The following is a 16,050-nucleotide window of genomic DNA, read 5'->3' on the forward strand; positions in this document are numbered from 1 at the left end:
ATGCGCACCTATTTTTTGGGTTTTCGCGGAATAAACATTGATGTTTTTTGTTGATAATCAAGATAATTTTGACCGCGACTTTTAATTGCTTGTTTTTCACTAAATGGAATACCCGTGACGTAATATAAAAACAGCCACATCAGTAACGGATAAATCCACAATAAATATTGGCCTGCCGCTAAACCAATGATTGGATAGGCAAACCAATGTAACCATTCAAAAAAATAATTTGGGTGACGTGAGTAACGCCATAAACCCTGATCCATGGTTTTGCCATGATGTTCTGGATTTAATTTAAATCGATATAACTGCTGATCAGCGAGCTGCTCTCCAATGAAAGCAATCGCCATAATTACAGCTGCAATCACTAAAGTGACTTTATATCCACTACTCCATTCAGTTGCTTCTACATTGAGGAGTGTCCACATTGGTAAAAAGAACAAACACACTAAAAGTGTTTGAAAGATAAAAAATAAAAAGAAGCCAACATGCTGAAACTTTCCCATGGCTTGACGCATGTTTGCATAACGACCATCTTCTTTTTGTTCAGATTGATAACGTCTTAACAGATGCCAAAATAATCTTAGAAACCATAAGCCGCTAAAAATACCAATAAACAGACGTACTTCAACAGGAGCAACGGAAATGAGTAAAGAAGACACAATAATGTTTAATGCCAGACAGAAACTCCATGCGGCATCTACAATTCCAGCTCGGCCATTTGCGGTAGCAAGTAGCCAACTTATCAACATGATAAATAAGTCTAGAATCAGTAAATTCAAAAACATCAGCAATCTCCTTACTTGAGCTGTTTGAGTTAGTAACTGCTACTTTCAAACAACAAGTGAACATTGCTTATCACGCCTTCTTTAAAACCACCCTCGCAATAACATAAATAGAAATCCCACATGCGAATGAAGTTTTCATCGAAACCCAGAGCCAATACTTCTTCTCGTGCGGTTAAAAACCGTGCTCGCCAGTGATGAATGGTTTGTGCATAACTTAAACCGATATCATTTAAATGCTTTAGCCTTAAACCACTTTCAGAGGCGGTTTGAGTTAATACACTCACGCTAGGAATAAAGCTACCAGGGAAAATATAGCGCTTAATATAATCAACTGTATTTAATGCTTTTTTATATCGAAAATCTTCAATGGTTATGGCCTGAATAAAGGCTAGACCTTTCGGTTTTAACAGTGTTTTACATTGATCAAAATATGTCGGCAAATATTGCGCTCCAACAGCCTCAACCATTTCAATTGAAACAAGCTTGTCGAACTTTCCTTCAAGTAAGCGGTAGTCTTTGAGTTGCACATCAATTCGATGTGCCAAACCCGCTTCATTTACACGGATAACGGCTTCATCATATTGAGCTTGTGAAATGGTAATGGTGGTCACTCTACAGCCATAATGCTCAGCTGCGTAAATTGCAAAACCTCCCCAACCGCTTCCAATTTCAACTAAATGATCTAGTGGTTTTAAATCTAACTTTTTGCAGATGATCTCTTTTTTTAGCTCTGATGCTTCTTCGAGTGTCATATTTTCATTTTCAAAAACTGCACTCGAGTACATTAAAGATGGATCTAAAAATAATTTAAAAAAGTCATTGCTTAAGTCGTAGTGCTCAGCAATATTTTTACGGCTGCCACTTATAGAATTCTTTCGATTTTGATACCAAGCTTTAAGAAAAAACTGGCTCGCTTGCGCAATAACATTTTGATTAAGTTGGTCTAGTACATCTCGATTACGCGCCAAGATCTGAATCAACTCTACAAGTTGCTCGCTGCTCCAGTCACCACGGATATAGCCTTCCGCAGCCCCTAAAACACCATTTTTCAAAATGAGATCCATAAGCAAAGGATTGTGAACTTCAATTACAGCATGCAAGTCTGATACTTCACCAACCGTACCATTCCATGCACCCTGAAAAGTGATCTGTCCATGGCGTAGTTTGAGAAGACTTTTGAGTAGCACTGGTAGTGAGTCATCCTCACCATACAGAAATGTTTTTATCATGTCTTATCTACCTTGATCTTTTTAGGATGACGATAAAATGGAACTTTTTTTCGCCACAACTTAAATGCCTCTAAATATATTGAAAACAGCATTTTAAAAGGCGCTAAGCTGTTCACAAGAGCATATCGATATTGCTGTGAAGGAAATGTGATGGGCACAAGTTCAAAGCGCATAGTGGCATCAAAGAGTTGTTTTTGCTCTTCAAAAAGCTGCATGTGAATGACATTTTGCTGATCTGAAAAACTAAACCGCCAGCGGTAAGTCAACTGCATGGGCATGAACGGCGAAACATGAAATGATTTTTCAAAGTTAAAATCAAAGCTTTCATAACCACCTACATGGCTGTGTTGATTCATACAGTCGTGTATGTAAACTTTTCGTTCATTCCATGGGGTATTAGTAATTTCACTGACAATAAATACGGGTTTTCCGGCTTTATTTAAAACAAAATAAAATACGACCGAATTAAATCTAAAACCCAAACAACGAGGTAAAGCCAATACTCTGATTTGCCAGTCTAGTCTAATATGTAAGTTGTTATTTTGCAGTATCGCTTTTTCTACTTTTTCCTTTATAGAACCGTGATACATATTTAAAAAATCATTTTTGGATAGTTCTAAGACATTCCAATGATTGGTTGACCAAAGTGAGCAATCTTTTGCAAGCTCATTTAATTGATCTGGATCGAACCACAAGTAATTTAAGGTCGATGTGAATTGATGCTGTTTGGGGCTATAGCGTCGGTGACGAATAAGTGTAGGAGCTATAGCAAGTTTATTTAATAACATTTGAAAAGCTCCTTACCTATTTTTAAAAGTGTAAAATTTGCTCTACAACACGTGCTGCACTGCGGGCACCATCCTCATGGAAACCCCAGCCCCAATACGCTCCACAAAATGAAGTTCTGTTTTTTCCGTTAATTTCTTGCCAACGAGATTGAGTTTGAATCGCTTTAGTATCAAACACAGGATGACGATATTGGCGTTCAACCAAGATGTCTTCGGCTTTAATTTTCATATTCGGATTTAAAGTGGAAAAAACTTGAGTATTGCAGGGTAAATTCTGCAAATTATTCATCCAGTAGGTAAAACCATAATGTATGTCGGACTCATTGCTTTGAACTTGCGATGTTGGCGTTACATGTACATGCCAACTTGCCCACTGCAAACGGCTTTTAGGCATAATTGAAGTGTCACGGTGAACCACCATGTGATTATCTTGATAGCTAAATTGACTTAGTATTTCTCGTTCAAGCGATGAAGCATCTTTAATTAAACTTAGGCTATCGTCCGCATGGCTTGCGAAAATCACCCAGTCATATTCGGCTTGCCCTTCAGTCGTTTCGATAAACACAGTTTCTTGTGAACGGCTTACAGCTTTTACTTCTGCAAATTTCCACTCAATGGATGGACAATCCTTTTGAATAGCACGAATATAACTTGCTGAGCCGTGTTTAACTGTTTGCCACTGCGGGCGCTCTTTTAACTGCAACATGCGGTGATGTTGAAAAAAACTCACCACAAATCGATATGGAATTTGGCCTACCTGCTCAACGGGAGCCGACCATAATGCACCACACATCGGATAAAGGTGCTCATAACGGAACTCATGACTATATTTATGGAGGTCTAAATACTCTTCAATCGATAAATTTGGATCGATATCTGTAACATCTATATCTTTGTTATCATCATAAAAACGTAGCAAATCTGAGAGCATTTGCAGGAATTTACGGTTTAAAAAGTTCTGTGGACGGGCAAAGAGCGACCATTTTTTTGAAGGATTATATTGAAGTCCACTCACCAGATTATTCACTGAAAAACTCATATCGCTGCTTTGAGTTTCTACACCTAATTTTTTTAGCATGTCGGTAAATAACGGATAGTTGTAGTCATTAAACACAATAAAACCACTATCTACCGCGACTTTAGCGCCTTCTATCTCTAGCTCGTGAGTGTCAGTATGACCACCAAAATAGTTATTTTTTTCATACACTGTGACTTGATGTTGCTTAGACAATCTCCAAGCAGCGTAAAGTCCAGATATGCCTGAACCAATAATGGCAATTTTCATAACACTTCACCGTTTTCAATTTTCTCTATTGATAAGTCTTTAATCTTTTTATATTGATAAACCTTGCCTGGTACGGGCTTTAGCCCCCACACCAAACCAAATAAAGACATCAGTTTGAGCACATAAAAGGTGATATCAATCTGCCACCAATAAAAACCTTGACGCACACTGCCAGCGTAAAAGTGGTGGTTGTTGTGCCATCCCTCACCCAAGGTAACTAAAGAAAGTAGAAAATTATTACGGCTATCATCTGGAGTATTAAACTCACGTGAGCCATATCGATGAGCGAGTGAATTAATGCACAAGGTTGCGTGCGTTAACAAAACTGTGGAAATCACAAAGCCCCACACTAAAAGCTGTAAGCCATTGGTACCCAACTCAGGAAAATGTTGTGCAAGCCATGAACCGAAACCATAAATTGCTAAAGCCGTCAAAATCACAATAGGCAAACTAAATCGGTCGAGCCAAATCAGCTCAGGATATTTCAACCAGTCTTTAATCACTTTTTTTCGAGTGGCAAAATTTTGCTCATTTAAAAACCAGCCTACATGGGAATACCAAAAACCTGCTTTCGCTGAATGCGGGTCCTGATCGGTGTCGGTAAAGTGATGGTGATAACGGTGATGTGCTGCCCACCATAATGGTCCGCGCTGTGCACTCATGGTTCCAATGAGTACAAATATGAATTGAACAATACGCGAGGTCTGAAAAGTTTTATGAGAAAGATAGCGGTGGAAAAAAGCAGTAATTGCAAACATGCGAATAAAGTAAAATCCCAACATGAACATAACCGCAAACCAAGATGCCCCTACCAAAAACACAGCCAAACAAGCGATATGCAATAAAATAAAAGGAATTATTCTTAACCATTGAATGTTCTTTTCAATGACATATTCGCTAGATGTACCCACTTGCGCATTTTCTGAATCTGACCAGCTATCGATCCAGCGCAGAAAAAATTTAGACATTGATTCTTCCTGATCTAAAGCATTTCTTTTGGTTCTAATGTAGAAAATGCGCAATGAATTTTATGTGAAGTTCACTCAGTTACGAGATAAATATAAGCATCTACGCAACCAGCACTTCGCTATTTAGACTGGGTTGTCTTAACGAGTTTAGAAACGTCGTAGCCATAGCTTTTTGCGGTTTGCAGATAAGACTGATATGTCGCCTCATCAATTTGAGGACTACGAGAAAGAATCCACAAATATTTATGGCTTGGGCCACCCACTAAAGCGACCTGATAATTTGGATCAACTCTTAAAACCCAGTAATCGCCTTTTGTAAAAGGAATCCATCTTAAACCAGAGGGTAAAAAGCTCACTTTCAATTTACTGTTGCCTTCATTTTGCGAATAAGCAACACCTTCAGATGAAATCATTTCGCCTTTTTTAGTCGTACAACTATTTAAAACACCAACGGTTTTGTCCGCGTTAATAGAATAGTTTGCAGTTGTATTGGCTACGCAATTACGCTGAAAAAACATGGGTAAATGCGCAATCTCATACCACTTACCTGCATATTTATTAATATCGATAGATTCAACAGCGACAGGTTTCGTATTTGTGTCGGCATAAGTACTCAAAGGAAGCATTAAGCTCACCGCTGCAAGGCTGCTGCTGATGACAAGTGACTTAAATAATAATTTCATGATTGCCCTCTTTTGTTTATTTGATACGTTTAAACATACTTTAGAGGGCTGTGAACAAAGTGTGAATTTTACAAATTAAGGAATATTAATAAAGATTTAATTATATTTCTTTACAGCATCTGCAACTGGAAAATCAAGCTCAAAACACACACCCTCGACCGTGTTATAAACTCGATAGAGACCATGATGTAGATCCATAATTGAAGCAACAATCGACAAACCTAATCCACCTGTTTGATTGTCATCACTTCGACTTGAGTGACATTGGTAGAATCTTTCAAAAAGATGCTCAAGTTGATGTTCAGCAATTGAAATCCCACCCGTTACCACAGTCAGGCTGACCCATTGCGTATGCTCAATCATCTTATGTTTAGTTGCAATATAAATAGTTCGCTTGTCACCACCGTGAACCAACGCATTTAAAATCAGGTTATAAACGGCTCTTTGAAAAAGCTCAGGATCTGCAAATAAATTTTTAGCCTCTAAGTTAAAACTAAAATGACACTCTTGTTCTTCAGCTTGATATTCAAAAATCTGGCATAGGCCATCTATAACGTCTTGGACGTTTATTTCCTGTTTGTTTACAAGAACCATTTTCTGATCGGCTCTTGCCAAGAAAAGCATGCTATCAATCATTCGTTTTAATCTATGGTAATCATCTAAATGAGACACCAGCAAATCTTCATATTGCTCAACCGAGCGTTCGCCAGTTAAAGCAATCTCGGTTTGCCCAATCAGATTATTTAAAGGCGTACGGAACTCATGAGCGATATCTTCAGAAAAACGGTTGAGCTGTGTATAGCCTTTTTCGATACGCTCAAGCATGTGGTTTATATCTTTTGAAAGCAGATCAACTTCTAAAGGAGAATTTGATAGGTTTAATCTTTTCTGGAGCTGATTTACGTTAATAGAATGAGTTTGCTTGCGAAGCTGTTGGAGCGACCGTAAACCTAAATGACAAGCTAAAATACAAAGCACAAAGATCGCAAACACGCCCCCGACCACATACATCAAGAGACTTTCTTGAAAAGGTAAAAGAATATTGATGCGTTCCGACCACTGTTTACCTGCAATGAGCAGATAAGGCTCGTTATTAATTTTTATGGTTTCCCAAGCAATTCGTGTTGGATATGAGTTGTTGGCTAAATCTTGAAATTGAAGACTGTTGCGCTGTGCAAGTTCAGGTAACTGAATATGGAGCGGATTGATATTAATTAAAGCTTTGTCTTTATGGATCAGTAGAAACAAATTATCTTGGTTGCCAAGCATGTTTTGATACAGCTTAGGACGCGCAATGATTTGCTCTACATTTTCGCTATCTTGCAGCAAAATTTCCAAACGGTTAATTCTGTCTGCTAAAGCTTTATCTTGTTGCTTTAATAAAATCTGGTTAATACCCAAATAGGTCATAAAGCCGACTGAACATAAAATTAAGGCAGAACAAAGCGTGACCAGTAATGTAATACGGACTTCAAGAGAACGCAGAAATTTAAAGTTCATAAGCTAACCGAAATTTTATAGCCCAAGCCACGTATGGTATGAATGAGTTTTAACTCATATCCCTCATCAATTTTGCTCCGTAAACGGCGTACAGCGACATCAATAAAGTTAGTATCTGTGTCAAAGTTAATATTCCAAACTTCGGAGCCAATTTGTCTGCGCGTCACGATTTGCTCTTTGTTGAGCAACAGGTAACGCAACAAATTAAATTCGGTCTTACTCAGCTCAATTAAGTTGCCACTACGCCATACTTTATGGCTGACCACATCCATTTTTAAATCGCTGATAGACAGCTCATTTTCTTGTAGATATTGCTGTCTTCTTAACAGACTTTTAATACGTGCCAACAGTTCAATATACGAAAATGGTTTAGCCAAGTAATCGTCTGCACCCAACTCTAACCCTTTCACTCTATCCATCACCTGATCTTTTGCCGTTAAGAAAATCACCGGAATTTTTGAAAACTGGCGTAGGACTTGTAATACGCTCCAGCCGTCTATGTCTGGCAGCATGACATCAAGAATAAGCAATTCATATTGATCTCTCTTTAGCAATTCCAACCCTTGCAGCCCTAAGTGAACACACTCTGCTTGATATCCAGACTCTTTTAATCCTTTGACCAAATAAGTGGCGATCTTGATCTCGTCTTCAATAATAAGGATACGCATTTTGTAGAGACTCATTAGAAAGATGACAACTTTGTAATGTGATTGTCATGCTTGAAATTAAGCAATGTGTTTAAGATTTTCAAAGCGACATAGAGGCAATCATTATGAAAAAATTGAACTGGCTGATGTTAGCAGCCGTGCTATTCGGTAATAGTACTTTTGCACAGCCCCCTGCTTTGAATCAAGTTTATTCGTTAGATCTAAAAACTGCGCATCTACTAGCCGACAGTGCTAAAGAGGCCTGCAAAAAACTAAATCAAAATATTGCGGTCGTTGTTGTAGATCGCGGCGGTAATCCTTTAACTGCCGAACGGCATGAGCTGGTGGGTCCGCATAATTTAATGGCTGCCGAGAAAAAAGCCTATACCGCGTTATCTACCAAAACATCGACCTTGGTTTTAAGCCAAAACAGTAACCAAAACCCTGATGCAAAAAATTTAACCACCGTAGCGAATTTACTTTTGTTAGGCGGCGGTGTACCTGTTAGGTTTGAGAACCAAGTGATCGGAGCGATTGGGGTTGCAGGTGCTGGCGGCGCACAAAATGACAATCAATGCGCAAGCAAAGCCATTGAAACCGTTTTTCATTCATAAGGAGTTCAACATGCCTAAATCATTTATTGCTTTATCTTCGTTATTTCTTGCTTCTGCTACATTTGCACAAACTAATCCACTAAGTGTGCATGTGTTAAACCTAGAAACGGGTTTGCCCTCTTCACAGGTTGAAGTGGTTTTAGAAAAAAACACCAACAACCAGTGGGTAAAACTCAACCAGCAAGTGACCGATTCAAATGGTCGTATTACTGCGCTCTATCCAGAAAACAAAAAACTAGAGCAAGGGGTTTATAAAGTTACTTTTAAAACTGAAGACTGGTTTAAAAAGAACAAACAACAAACTTTTTTTGCTGAAGTACCTGTAATTTTTAAAGTCGATGGAAGCGTAAATCACTACCATATTCCCTTACTACTTAGTCCTTACGGTTATTCAACCTATCGAGGCAACTAAAATAGAAAACCCCTTTATCTGTTGTGCACAAATAAAGGGGTTGGTTAAAAGCGATTTGTTTTACGAACAAACACCATTGCTAATAACCGATTTTTTATTTGAATCTAACGCCACAATTGAAGAAGAAACCGTATTAATAATTTGAGTCATGGCCTCACTTGAAGCACTCACAATTGCATCCATCTTTTTAGCTTTTTGATCAATCGGCTGTTTAAAAGCAATTCGACAATTGAGCTGGGATCCTACATTAGTGATGACTTTTGCATTATTTGACTCTAATTGAGTGGGTGGTATTTGACGCTTCACCACCCAAGATACCGCAATATTAATATAGCTTTTATCTACAATATCAAAATGAGAAAAGTCCGTAGAAACTCGATATAACGGTTGATTGTTTCCAGCCAGCCCACTGCTATAACTGTCAATTGCCCCTAATTTTTGCTGTAAACCCGCCGACAAGGTATCGCGTAATTGCGTACCCATAGTCGATGTCCAGCGTTCATTATTTAATACCGTAGATTTACCACTACTGTCTTGTAGCACCAAAGGCGCACGGTCCAATCGGTCTGGAATCCCGACCGGTAATACTTCAATCACCTGCACAGTTGATTTTGTAGCCGCAGTGATTTTAGGAGACATCGTATAATAGTTTGGTGTCGGTGAACTCGAGCAGGCCGTCATGGCAACTGCTGTTAAAAACAGGCCACTCCCAAGCAGCCATTTGGCTGCTTTAGGATGCTGAAAAGATAGAGTGTTTTTATTTTTCATCATCGGTCTCTGGTGTTTTACCACGAATAATTGATTCAGGGTGTTGTTCAATATAGTCTGCCATTAACTGTAATGAAGCTGCCGCACGTGTCATTTGCTGCAATGCTTTACGTACGTCTTGTTGTAACGGCGCATCACTCGACAAAATAGACTCAGATGATCTTACCGTTTTACGGACATCGTCCAAGGTTGCTTGTAAACCAGGTGCAACTTTTCCATCCAACTGCTTAACCAGTTTGTCGGTAGAGGCAATGGCCGTGTTCATATTGTTGAGCGTTTTACGTACATCTTGCCCAATCTCAACTAACGGGAATTTCGTTAACTTGTCAGCAATCTGAGAAACTTGTGCTTGTAAGCCACTGAGTTCGGTCTGTGTAGTTGGAATCACTACGCGATCATCACTCAAAATTTGTAATTTGGCTGGTTTAGCTTTAGGGAACTTATCTAGGGCAATATAGTTTTGACCCGTCAGTAAGTTGCCTGTTCTCATTTGAGCACGCCAACCATGTTCAACAAAGTCTTTGAAGATTTCACTATTCGGATTAAGTGCCAAACCTTTTTCAACACGTGAAGGATAAAAGACGGCATCAACACGCATACGCATCTGCTTATAGTCGTTAGTAAATTCAGCATTAATCGCTTTAACATTACCAACTTCAATGCCCATGAAGTCAATTGGTGCACCGACTGCCAATCCACGCAATGAATGATCAAAATACATAATCACACCACGAGGTTGTCCATCTGGATCTTTCAATGCATCAGATTTTGAATCCCAAAGGTTAAAGCGGCTATGATTTGCTGCTGTGGTCGCATGTGAGTTTTCAGGGTATCCAAAAGCAATACCACCCGCAACAATACTTGCAAGCGACTGGGTATCTAAATTAAAGCCGGAAGCATTTAAAGTTACATCGATTCCGCTCGCCTGCCAAAAACGTGCATCGGTAGTGACAAACTTGTCATACGGTGCACGAATAAAGGTTTGCAGTTCAACATTTTTACCATCATCAGATAATTTATAAGCTGTAATTTGCCCCACATTAATTCGACGATAATAAATCGGAGAACCGATATCTAAAGATCCCAAATCATCTGCATTTAAGAAAAATATTTTTCCGGGCACATCTGAAGATATAACTGGCGGTATCTCTAACCCAGTAAATTCAAGTTTTTTCTCCTCCGATTTACCCCCATCCACTTCAATATATGAACCTGACAATAAAGTATCGATGCCTGAAACCCCACTCGTCCCAATACGTGGTCGCACTACCCAAAATCGTGAATCTTTTGCTGCAAAGTTACTCGCGTCTTTACGCAAATCAATTCTGGCAATCACGTGGGAACGATCTTCCGAAAGATCAATTTGTCGTACTACACCAATATCCACCTGCTTATAACGAACAGTTGTTTTACCTGCAACCAGCCCCTCAGCCGTCCTAAAAGATACGTCAATTGTAGGGCCGTGAGACAAGAGCGCTTTTATCGCTAATGAAAGCGCAATTAAAAGAGCAATCAATGGAATGAGCCAAATTAAAAGAGGTCTCCACCGACTTTTCTTTTCTTGGGGTTCTGGTAAATCATTCATGTTATCCAGTTCAACATCCGGATCACGATGATCTGAGTTACCAGTGGTTATTTCATTTTCAGACATACTCATTGTTCTTTTATTGACTGGGATTAATGGAATCATTATTCAACGGCGGGTGTTCTGCCTGAATAATCGTTGGTTTTTCTGAAGCAAAAGAAGAAGGTTTGTTTGTATTTTGAGATGCGTAGAAGTTATCCCAAATCAGTCGCGGGTCAAAACTTAAAGATGCAAACATGGTCAACACCACAACCGCACCAAAAGCAATCGAACCAGGCCCTGCTAAAATGGTAGCAAGCGATTGAATCTGAATAAGCGCTGTTAAGAGGGCTACCACAAAAACATCAATCATTGACCAGCGCCCGATAAACTCGACAACTCGATATAATTTAACGCACTGCTCAGGTAAAAATTTCCAAGCTGACGATTGTTGAAGATATACCGCTACCAATAAAAAATACAAAATCAGCAGCTTTAACATTGGAATAAAAATACTGGCCATGAAAATAACCACTGAAACCAGATAGTCTCCACTTTGCCAAAAGTAAATGACACCACTCATGATGGTATCTTGCTGACTACCTAAAAGTGAGTCAGTTACCGTCATTGGAAGTACATTGGCTGGAATATACAGAATGGTTGCAGCCACCACTAAGGCAAAAGTTCGATTTAAACTCGCTGGCTTACGTGAATGCAGTACGCTATTACAGCGAATACAACGTAAAACTTGAGCGTTTTGGTTGAGTCGTTTTTTTTCATTTTTAACAGAATTTACGATACCACAGCAGTGACACACAATTAATGAGAGATCTTTGGCTCTTGGATATTGTTGAATCATTGATGCTTGCTGCGAGCTTTTTGTCTGGGTCACGCTTTTTATCGTTTTCATGGCAGTGACCTATCAATTTCGTTCCAAATATCACTCACCTTTATAGAAGTAATATAAACCAACAATACACTCAAGATCGCAAATGCCCATAAAGCAATCTCTGGAATGACTAAGACCATTCCGATTAACTTCACAAGTGTGACCAAAATCCCGATTAAGAACACCTCAACCATTCCCCACACTCTCATAAAATAAAGTGTGCGTAAGGCAAACACCAAAAATGTGGGTCTTCTCTTCAATATACTCACTGTACCCAGCACATAGGAAAGTAATAAAAGATAGGAAAGCGGAACAATAAAAGTAGTAATTAAGATCAGTACGCCAACAAAAGCCCGATCATAATGAAACATCACCCAAACTGCCCCAAGTAAGGTGGTTTCAGAAATATTTCCCTGCAATTCAATTTTTACAATAGGAAAGCTATTGGCAAGAATAAATACGATTAATGCAGTTAAGATTAAAGCTAGCAATGTCGAAAAAGGCTTGGTGTGCCGATAGAGTTCAGCGCCGCAACATACGCAATAAGCTCTTTTTCCATAAGCAAGCGGGGTTCTACGATAGACTGTATCGCACTCCTCACAACCTGCTAATTCTTTAAGCCGCATAGTTATACTCTGAAATTTATAATTTTTACTTTGTCAGAACTGCTTGCTACAACGCTTGCATAAAATTCTACTTCTAAGCAATGTGCCAAACTAATCTCATTTCTTCAAGAGAAAATTGAATAACGACTCTACCGTTTACTTTATTAAATTATATAAATAACAGAAAAGGATATAAAAAAGCCCCTTTCTAAAAAGGAGCTTTCACTTAGTCTAAACCGAAGAAATCATCAGTAAAAAGTAATCCCACAGCTTATCTCGATCATCTATCTGATTCTCCCCTGCAAGCTGAACCATTGCCCCATCAATCAAAAATAAAAACATATAGGCATCTTGGACTGAGGCAGTCGATTTTAGCGTTAAAAGCAGCTTATAAATTTCATTAATTAACCAGTTACGATAATCAATTACCACCTTATAGGCATTGGGATAAAGCTTCTCAATTTCAAAAATGGCTTTAAATGGCAAGCGGTAAAAGCCTTCTAAATTGGTATGTAAAAAGTAAATTTGCTTGAGTTTATCAAGCACCATGAGTTCTTGGTACGAATAGAGAATTGAAAATACCTTGTCTTTTAACGCGTCTTTTTGAAAAGTCAGACACATCTCGATGAGCCTTTCTTTCGAATGAAAGTCATTATAAAAAGTAGCTTTGGCAACTTTAGCTTCCGCAATAATTCGGTCAACACCGACTTTATGAAAACCATATTGATTAAATAAAACTCTTGCTATGTGGAGCACTCGCAGTGCTCTAAATGAATATTCTAAATTTGGCATAAATATTCTGCTCAAAGATAATTTTTTGTTGTATATAAAAGAGATAGAAATGCCGTCACTCTTAAAATGAGCGATAAAAACGAACATTCTCATGCACACGAAACCGTGCCTGAACTTATCTCAAGCTTTATTGTTGAAATGATTTTTTAGTCGTAATGATTTAAAGGTTAAACCTATAAATGTTTAAACCGTTTTAAAGACCAGTTGAGCGGTATGGGTAGAGAGAATCTGGCAAAGGCCGAAAAATAAGAAGAAATAGTACGCATGGCGGACTCCTAGATGAAATAGAAGTTCTACCGAATTACTGTCAAATAATTATGGTGGCAGAACGAAGGTGGGTTGACAGACCAGTCATCTAGGAACCGGCACGCACAAGGCGTCCCACCTCCGTCCTACCGCTACGAAGGCAGGACGAACAAGTTCGTCACCAAAAAATTACTTTCTTGGTGCCCTAGATGAAAAACAGCCTGTCAAAGCTGGCTGGCAATGTAGGCCAGCAGGCAAAGGATAGTGCTCAACCCTATTACAGTCAAGCACACAAAATGACATCTGTTTTAAAATAGATCATTAAAAAGTAAGCATAAATAATTAAAATCTATTGTTAAATTGGGTTTATAAACCAGATATTTTCCCAATTCGCTTAAAGCTATAGATAAAGATTAAGCTTTATAGTGATTTTATCTTCGGTCTATATATTCAAGATAACCTCTACCCTCCAATGCCTGATCATGAAATTCACCTTGCCATGCATATGAAGAAACGAAACCGGCAGCCAATCCAAAACAATATGGGGTATCTACATGTGCTGAAATATCTAAAACTTTTTGGTTATTGTGATAAGCAACCCAGCGAAAAGTATTTGGAACATTCATTGAAAAATTATCAGGAGTAATTTGTGGTTCTGGTTGAAGACTAGTTACTTCAAAAAGGATATCGCCGTTATATTGAATTGACGTTCCATCTATATGACGGTAGTAAACAGAAGTCATAATCGGTTGATCTTCATAGCAGATAAAAGCCAACAACAACTGCTGTTCATGATCAATATTGATCACTTGATAGCTAAAGACTTTTACGGGAAGTTGTATATTCTCAACCAACCATTTGTTCTTGAGCATTGAGGTAGCTATGGCTTTCCACGACTCAAGTGTACATAGCCCCTGAACAATTTCACTATTTCCCTTTTGTTTAATATGACCTTCATACTGCATGAGCACACTAAAGTGCTTATATAGGCCACTATAGGCAAACCATGAAATAGCTTTAGTGGGCTTTAAATAAAGTTCTAGCTCTAAGTCTTCTCTTTTGGTAATGAGTACAAATCCATCGCCTTGCTCATGCAGGATAGTTTGATTGTCAAAATTAATCCCAAAAGGATTTTGGCTAAATTTAATATCATTTTTAATTGAATATGTTCTATAAGCTTCAGACGTTGTCGATAATGCGGTTCCATGCACTAACGAAGCGGTATCACCTTTTCCATCCTTAGACATTTGATAGTTGGTATCTGTAATCGTAAATCCTACATAACCTAAAACTGAAGCCCAAGATAAGTATCGAAATGGTTCAGGTAAGTCAGGTACCATGATCCCGTAATGTGTGCTCCCAAAGCGTTTATAAAGAGTATGAGGAGTGAGTTCAAAGTCTTTTGGCAATGTTGACTGCCGCTCAGGTGTAACAGCGCCTAACAATAAGCCAGAAATCTTTGCAACTTTTCGATTGGCTTTGTCCTTAAGACCCTTTGGTAATCTATGGCTTGAGATTAGCATTATTTTAAAATCCTTTATTTTAATTTGCTTAAAACAGAGTTCTATATTAGAACTTGATAATTTTCAAATGAATGTTAATAAGGGACATTTTGATTTGAGCGAAAGCCAATCTCTATTAAAAAAAGATTTCACGCCAAAGTACTCATAAAAATATTTAGCAAGATATTGATAGTAATGTAATTTATTTCTTATAAAGGAATAATTTCTATATTTGAAAACTAATGTAAATCAATTTTAAGTTAAAACAATAAGAGAATTCAAAATCTATAATAATACATACTATATAATCAGTTACTTATTCATCCCCTATCAGAACGAGCGGCAAGTTTTAAAAAGCTTAGAGTAGTTTTAATGACAAATATTAATATCTTCAAATTTATAAACCTTATTCTCGCTCTTTTATGGATTTATCAAGGCCTCGTTCCCAAATTTCTATTTCTTAATTCTGATGAAATCTTTGTGTGGCAATGGGTTGGACTCTCACTTGAACATGCGAAACTTGCAGGCCATGCGAGTGGTATTGCCGAAATGATTTTTGGTTTATGTTTTCTCTTTACTGCACATAAATATATTCACTATTTAAGTATTTTGGGTTTACTCGGCCTGCTTCTTTTGATTGGCTTTTTAATACCTTCTACGCTTATCTTGCCCTATAACCCTATCGTAATGAATATTTCGATGATAAGTTTATCTATTGTCTATCTACTTTTATTAAATGAGCAAAAAAATTAACTCGCATCCAATCATTT

Annotated in this window: 17 protein-coding genes; 3 read left to right on the plus strand and 14 right to left on the minus strand. The window is 38.1% G+C overall.

Features of this window, described 5'->3' with window-relative positions; translation table 11 throughout:
* Window positions 1-8: 8 nt before the first annotated feature.
* From ACT53H_RS01795 to ACT53H_RS01830, 8 genes are all read right to left on the minus strand, one after another.
* On the minus strand, window positions 9-788 hold the full coding sequence (locus ACT53H_RS01795) for a DUF1295 domain-containing protein (RefSeq protein ID WP_312821656.1): 780 nt from the start codon (window positions 786-788) through the stop codon (window positions 9-11).
* Window positions 789-817: 29 nt separating this feature from the next.
* Window positions 818-2,017, minus strand: a complete 1,200-nt coding sequence (locus ACT53H_RS01800; RefSeq protein ID WP_476008466.1) for a class I SAM-dependent methyltransferase — start codon at window positions 2,015-2,017, stop codon at window positions 818-820.
* Window positions 2,014-2,805, minus strand: coding sequence for a DUF1365 domain-containing protein (locus ACT53H_RS01805; protein WP_476008467.1), 792 nt, complete (start codon window positions 2,803-2,805; stop codon window positions 2,014-2,016). Before ACT53H_RS01805 ends, ACT53H_RS01800 begins: the two co-directional genes overlap by 4 nt.
* A 22-nt stretch (window positions 2,806-2,827) precedes the next feature.
* On the minus strand, window positions 2,828-4,090 hold the full coding sequence (locus ACT53H_RS01810; protein WP_476008468.1) for an NAD(P)/FAD-dependent oxidoreductase: 1,263 nt from the start codon (window positions 4,088-4,090) through the stop codon (window positions 2,828-2,830).
* A complete protein-coding gene (locus ACT53H_RS01815) occupies window positions 4,087-5,058 on the minus strand; it encodes an acyl-CoA desaturase (protein WP_151963175.1) in 972 nt (323 codons plus the stop codon). Before ACT53H_RS01815 ends, ACT53H_RS01810 begins: the two co-directional genes overlap by 4 nt.
* Window positions 5,059-5,177: 119 nt before the next feature.
* The gene (locus tag ACT53H_RS01820; RefSeq protein ID WP_151963176.1) at window positions 5,178-5,741 is read right to left on the minus strand and encodes a lipocalin family protein; all 564 of its coding nucleotides are present in this window, start codon (window positions 5,739-5,741) and stop codon (window positions 5,178-5,180) included.
* A gap of 96 nt (window positions 5,742-5,837) precedes the next feature.
* A complete protein-coding gene (locus ACT53H_RS01825) occupies window positions 5,838-7,241 on the minus strand; it encodes a heavy metal sensor histidine kinase (RefSeq protein ID WP_476008469.1) in 1,404 nt (467 codons plus the stop codon).
* Window positions 7,238-7,909, minus strand: a complete 672-nt coding sequence (locus ACT53H_RS01830; protein ID WP_476008470.1) for a heavy metal response regulator transcription factor — start codon at window positions 7,907-7,909, stop codon at window positions 7,238-7,240. The genes ACT53H_RS01825 and ACT53H_RS01830 overlap by 4 nt, the downstream gene beginning before the upstream one ends.
* 125 nt (window positions 7,910-8,034) lie before the next feature.
* Here ACT53H_RS01830 and ACT53H_RS01835 point away from each other — a divergent pair, with 125 nt between their 5' ends.
* On the plus strand, window positions 8,035-8,502 hold the full coding sequence (locus ACT53H_RS01835; protein ID WP_014207181.1) for a GlcG/HbpS family heme-binding protein: 468 nt from the start codon (window positions 8,035-8,037) through the stop codon (window positions 8,500-8,502).
* A gap of 10 nt (window positions 8,503-8,512) precedes the next feature.
* Complete coding sequence (uraH, locus tag ACT53H_RS01840; protein ID WP_353157427.1) at window positions 8,513-8,914, plus strand: hydroxyisourate hydrolase; 402 nt, start codon at window positions 8,513-8,515, stop codon at window positions 8,912-8,914.
* 60 nt (window positions 8,915-8,974) lie between these two features.
* Here the strand turns inward: uraH and ACT53H_RS01845 are convergent, their stop codons facing one another.
* The 6 genes from ACT53H_RS01845 to ACT53H_RS01870 all read right to left on the minus strand — a co-directional run bounded on the left by ACT53H_RS01845 (window position 8,975) and on the right by ACT53H_RS01870 (window position 15,301).
* Window positions 8,975-9,682 (minus strand): PqiC family protein, encoded by a 708-nt coding sequence (locus ACT53H_RS01845; protein WP_004791343.1) that lies wholly within the window; start codon window positions 9,680-9,682, stop codon window positions 8,975-8,977.
* Window positions 9,672-11,339, minus strand: coding sequence for a PqiB family protein (locus ACT53H_RS01850; protein WP_476008471.1), 1,668 nt, complete (start codon window positions 11,337-11,339; stop codon window positions 9,672-9,674). The genes ACT53H_RS01845 and ACT53H_RS01850 overlap by 11 nt, the downstream gene beginning before the upstream one ends.
* Window positions 11,340-11,346: 7 nt before the next feature.
* A complete protein-coding gene (locus ACT53H_RS01855) occupies window positions 11,347-12,156 on the minus strand; it encodes a paraquat-inducible protein A (protein WP_151963180.1) in 810 nt (269 codons plus the stop codon).
* The gene (locus ACT53H_RS01860; RefSeq protein ID WP_004791338.1) at window positions 12,153-12,761 is read right to left on the minus strand and encodes a paraquat-inducible protein A; all 609 of its coding nucleotides are present in this window, start codon (window positions 12,759-12,761) and stop codon (window positions 12,153-12,155) included. Before ACT53H_RS01860 ends, ACT53H_RS01855 begins: the two co-directional genes overlap by 4 nt.
* Before the next feature lie 210 nt (window positions 12,762-12,971).
* On the minus strand, window positions 12,972-13,532 hold the full coding sequence (locus ACT53H_RS01865; protein WP_476008472.1) for a TetR/AcrR family transcriptional regulator: 561 nt from the start codon (window positions 13,530-13,532) through the stop codon (window positions 12,972-12,974).
* 677 nt (window positions 13,533-14,209) lie between these two features.
* Entirely contained in the window at window positions 14,210-15,301 is a 1,092-nt protein-coding gene (locus ACT53H_RS01870) for a DUF6670 family protein (protein ID WP_476008473.1), read from the minus strand.
* A 351-nt stretch (window positions 15,302-15,652) separates the two neighbouring features.
* On the opposite strand from ACT53H_RS01870, the gene ACT53H_RS01875 reads away from it, so the two are divergent.
* Window positions 15,653-16,033 carry a DoxX-like family protein gene (locus ACT53H_RS01875; RefSeq protein WP_476008474.1) on the plus strand — a complete coding sequence of 127 codons (381 nt, stop codon included), beginning with the start codon at window positions 15,653-15,655 and terminating at the stop codon, window positions 16,031-16,033.
* Window positions 16,034-16,050 lie beyond the last annotated feature (17 nt).

Source organism: Acinetobacter sp. DMC2 (assembly GCF_056314305.1).

Excerpts from the sequence above, each read along its gene's own strand:
- ACT53H_RS01800 (WP_476008466.1), bottom strand. The coding sequence starts at position 2,017 with ATGATAAAAACATTTCTGTATGGTGAGGATGACTCACTACCAGTGCTA.
- ACT53H_RS01815 (WP_151963175.1), bottom strand. The coding sequence starts at position 5,058 with ATGTCTAAATTTTTTCTGCGCTGGATCGATAGCTGGTCAGATTCAGAA.
- ACT53H_RS01825 (WP_476008469.1), bottom strand. The coding sequence starts at position 7,241 with ATGAACTTTAAATTTCTGCGTTCTCTTGAAGTCCGTATTACATTACTG.
- ACT53H_RS01830 (WP_476008470.1), bottom strand. The coding sequence starts at position 7,909 with ATGCGTATCCTTATTATTGAAGACGAGATCAAGATCGCCACTTATTTG.
- ACT53H_RS01795 (WP_312821656.1), bottom strand. The coding sequence starts at position 788 with ATGTTTTTGAATTTACTGATTCTAGACTTATTTATCATGTTGATAAGT.
- ACT53H_RS01865 (WP_476008472.1), bottom strand. The coding sequence starts at position 13,532 with ATGCCAAATTTAGAATATTCATTTAGAGCACTGCGAGTGCTCCACATA.
- ACT53H_RS01850 (WP_476008471.1), bottom strand. The coding sequence starts at position 11,339 with ATGAGTATGTCTGAAAATGAAATAACCACTGGTAACTCAGATCATCGT.
- ACT53H_RS01820 (WP_151963176.1), bottom strand. The coding sequence starts at position 5,741 with ATGAAATTATTATTTAAGTCACTTGTCATCAGCAGCAGCCTTGCAGCG.
- ACT53H_RS01855 (WP_151963180.1), bottom strand. The coding sequence starts at position 12,156 with ATGAAAACGATAAAAAGCGTGACCCAGACAAAAAGCTCGCAGCAAGCA.
- ACT53H_RS01860 (WP_004791338.1), bottom strand. The coding sequence starts at position 12,761 with ATGCGGCTTAAAGAATTAGCAGGTTGTGAGGAGTGCGATACAGTCTAT.
- ACT53H_RS01845 (WP_004791343.1), bottom strand. The coding sequence starts at position 9,682 with ATGAAAAATAAAAACACTCTATCTTTTCAGCATCCTAAAGCAGCCAAA.
- ACT53H_RS01835 (WP_014207181.1), top strand. The coding sequence starts at position 8,035 with ATGTTAGCAGCCGTGCTATTCGGTAATAGTACTTTTGCACAGCCCCCT.
- ACT53H_RS01805 (WP_476008467.1), bottom strand. The coding sequence starts at position 2,805 with ATGTTATTAAATAAACTTGCTATAGCTCCTACACTTATTCGTCACCGA.
- ACT53H_RS01875 (WP_476008474.1), top strand. The coding sequence starts at position 15,653 with ATGACAAATATTAATATCTTCAAATTTATAAACCTTATTCTCGCTCTT.
- uraH (WP_353157427.1), top strand. The coding sequence starts at position 8,513 with ATGCCTAAATCATTTATTGCTTTATCTTCGTTATTTCTTGCTTCTGCT.
- ACT53H_RS01870 (WP_476008473.1), bottom strand. The coding sequence starts at position 15,301 with ATGCTAATCTCAAGCCATAGATTACCAAAGGGTCTTAAGGACAAAGCC.
- ACT53H_RS01810 (WP_476008468.1), bottom strand. The coding sequence starts at position 4,090 with ATGAAAATTGCCATTATTGGTTCAGGCATATCTGGACTTTACGCTGCT.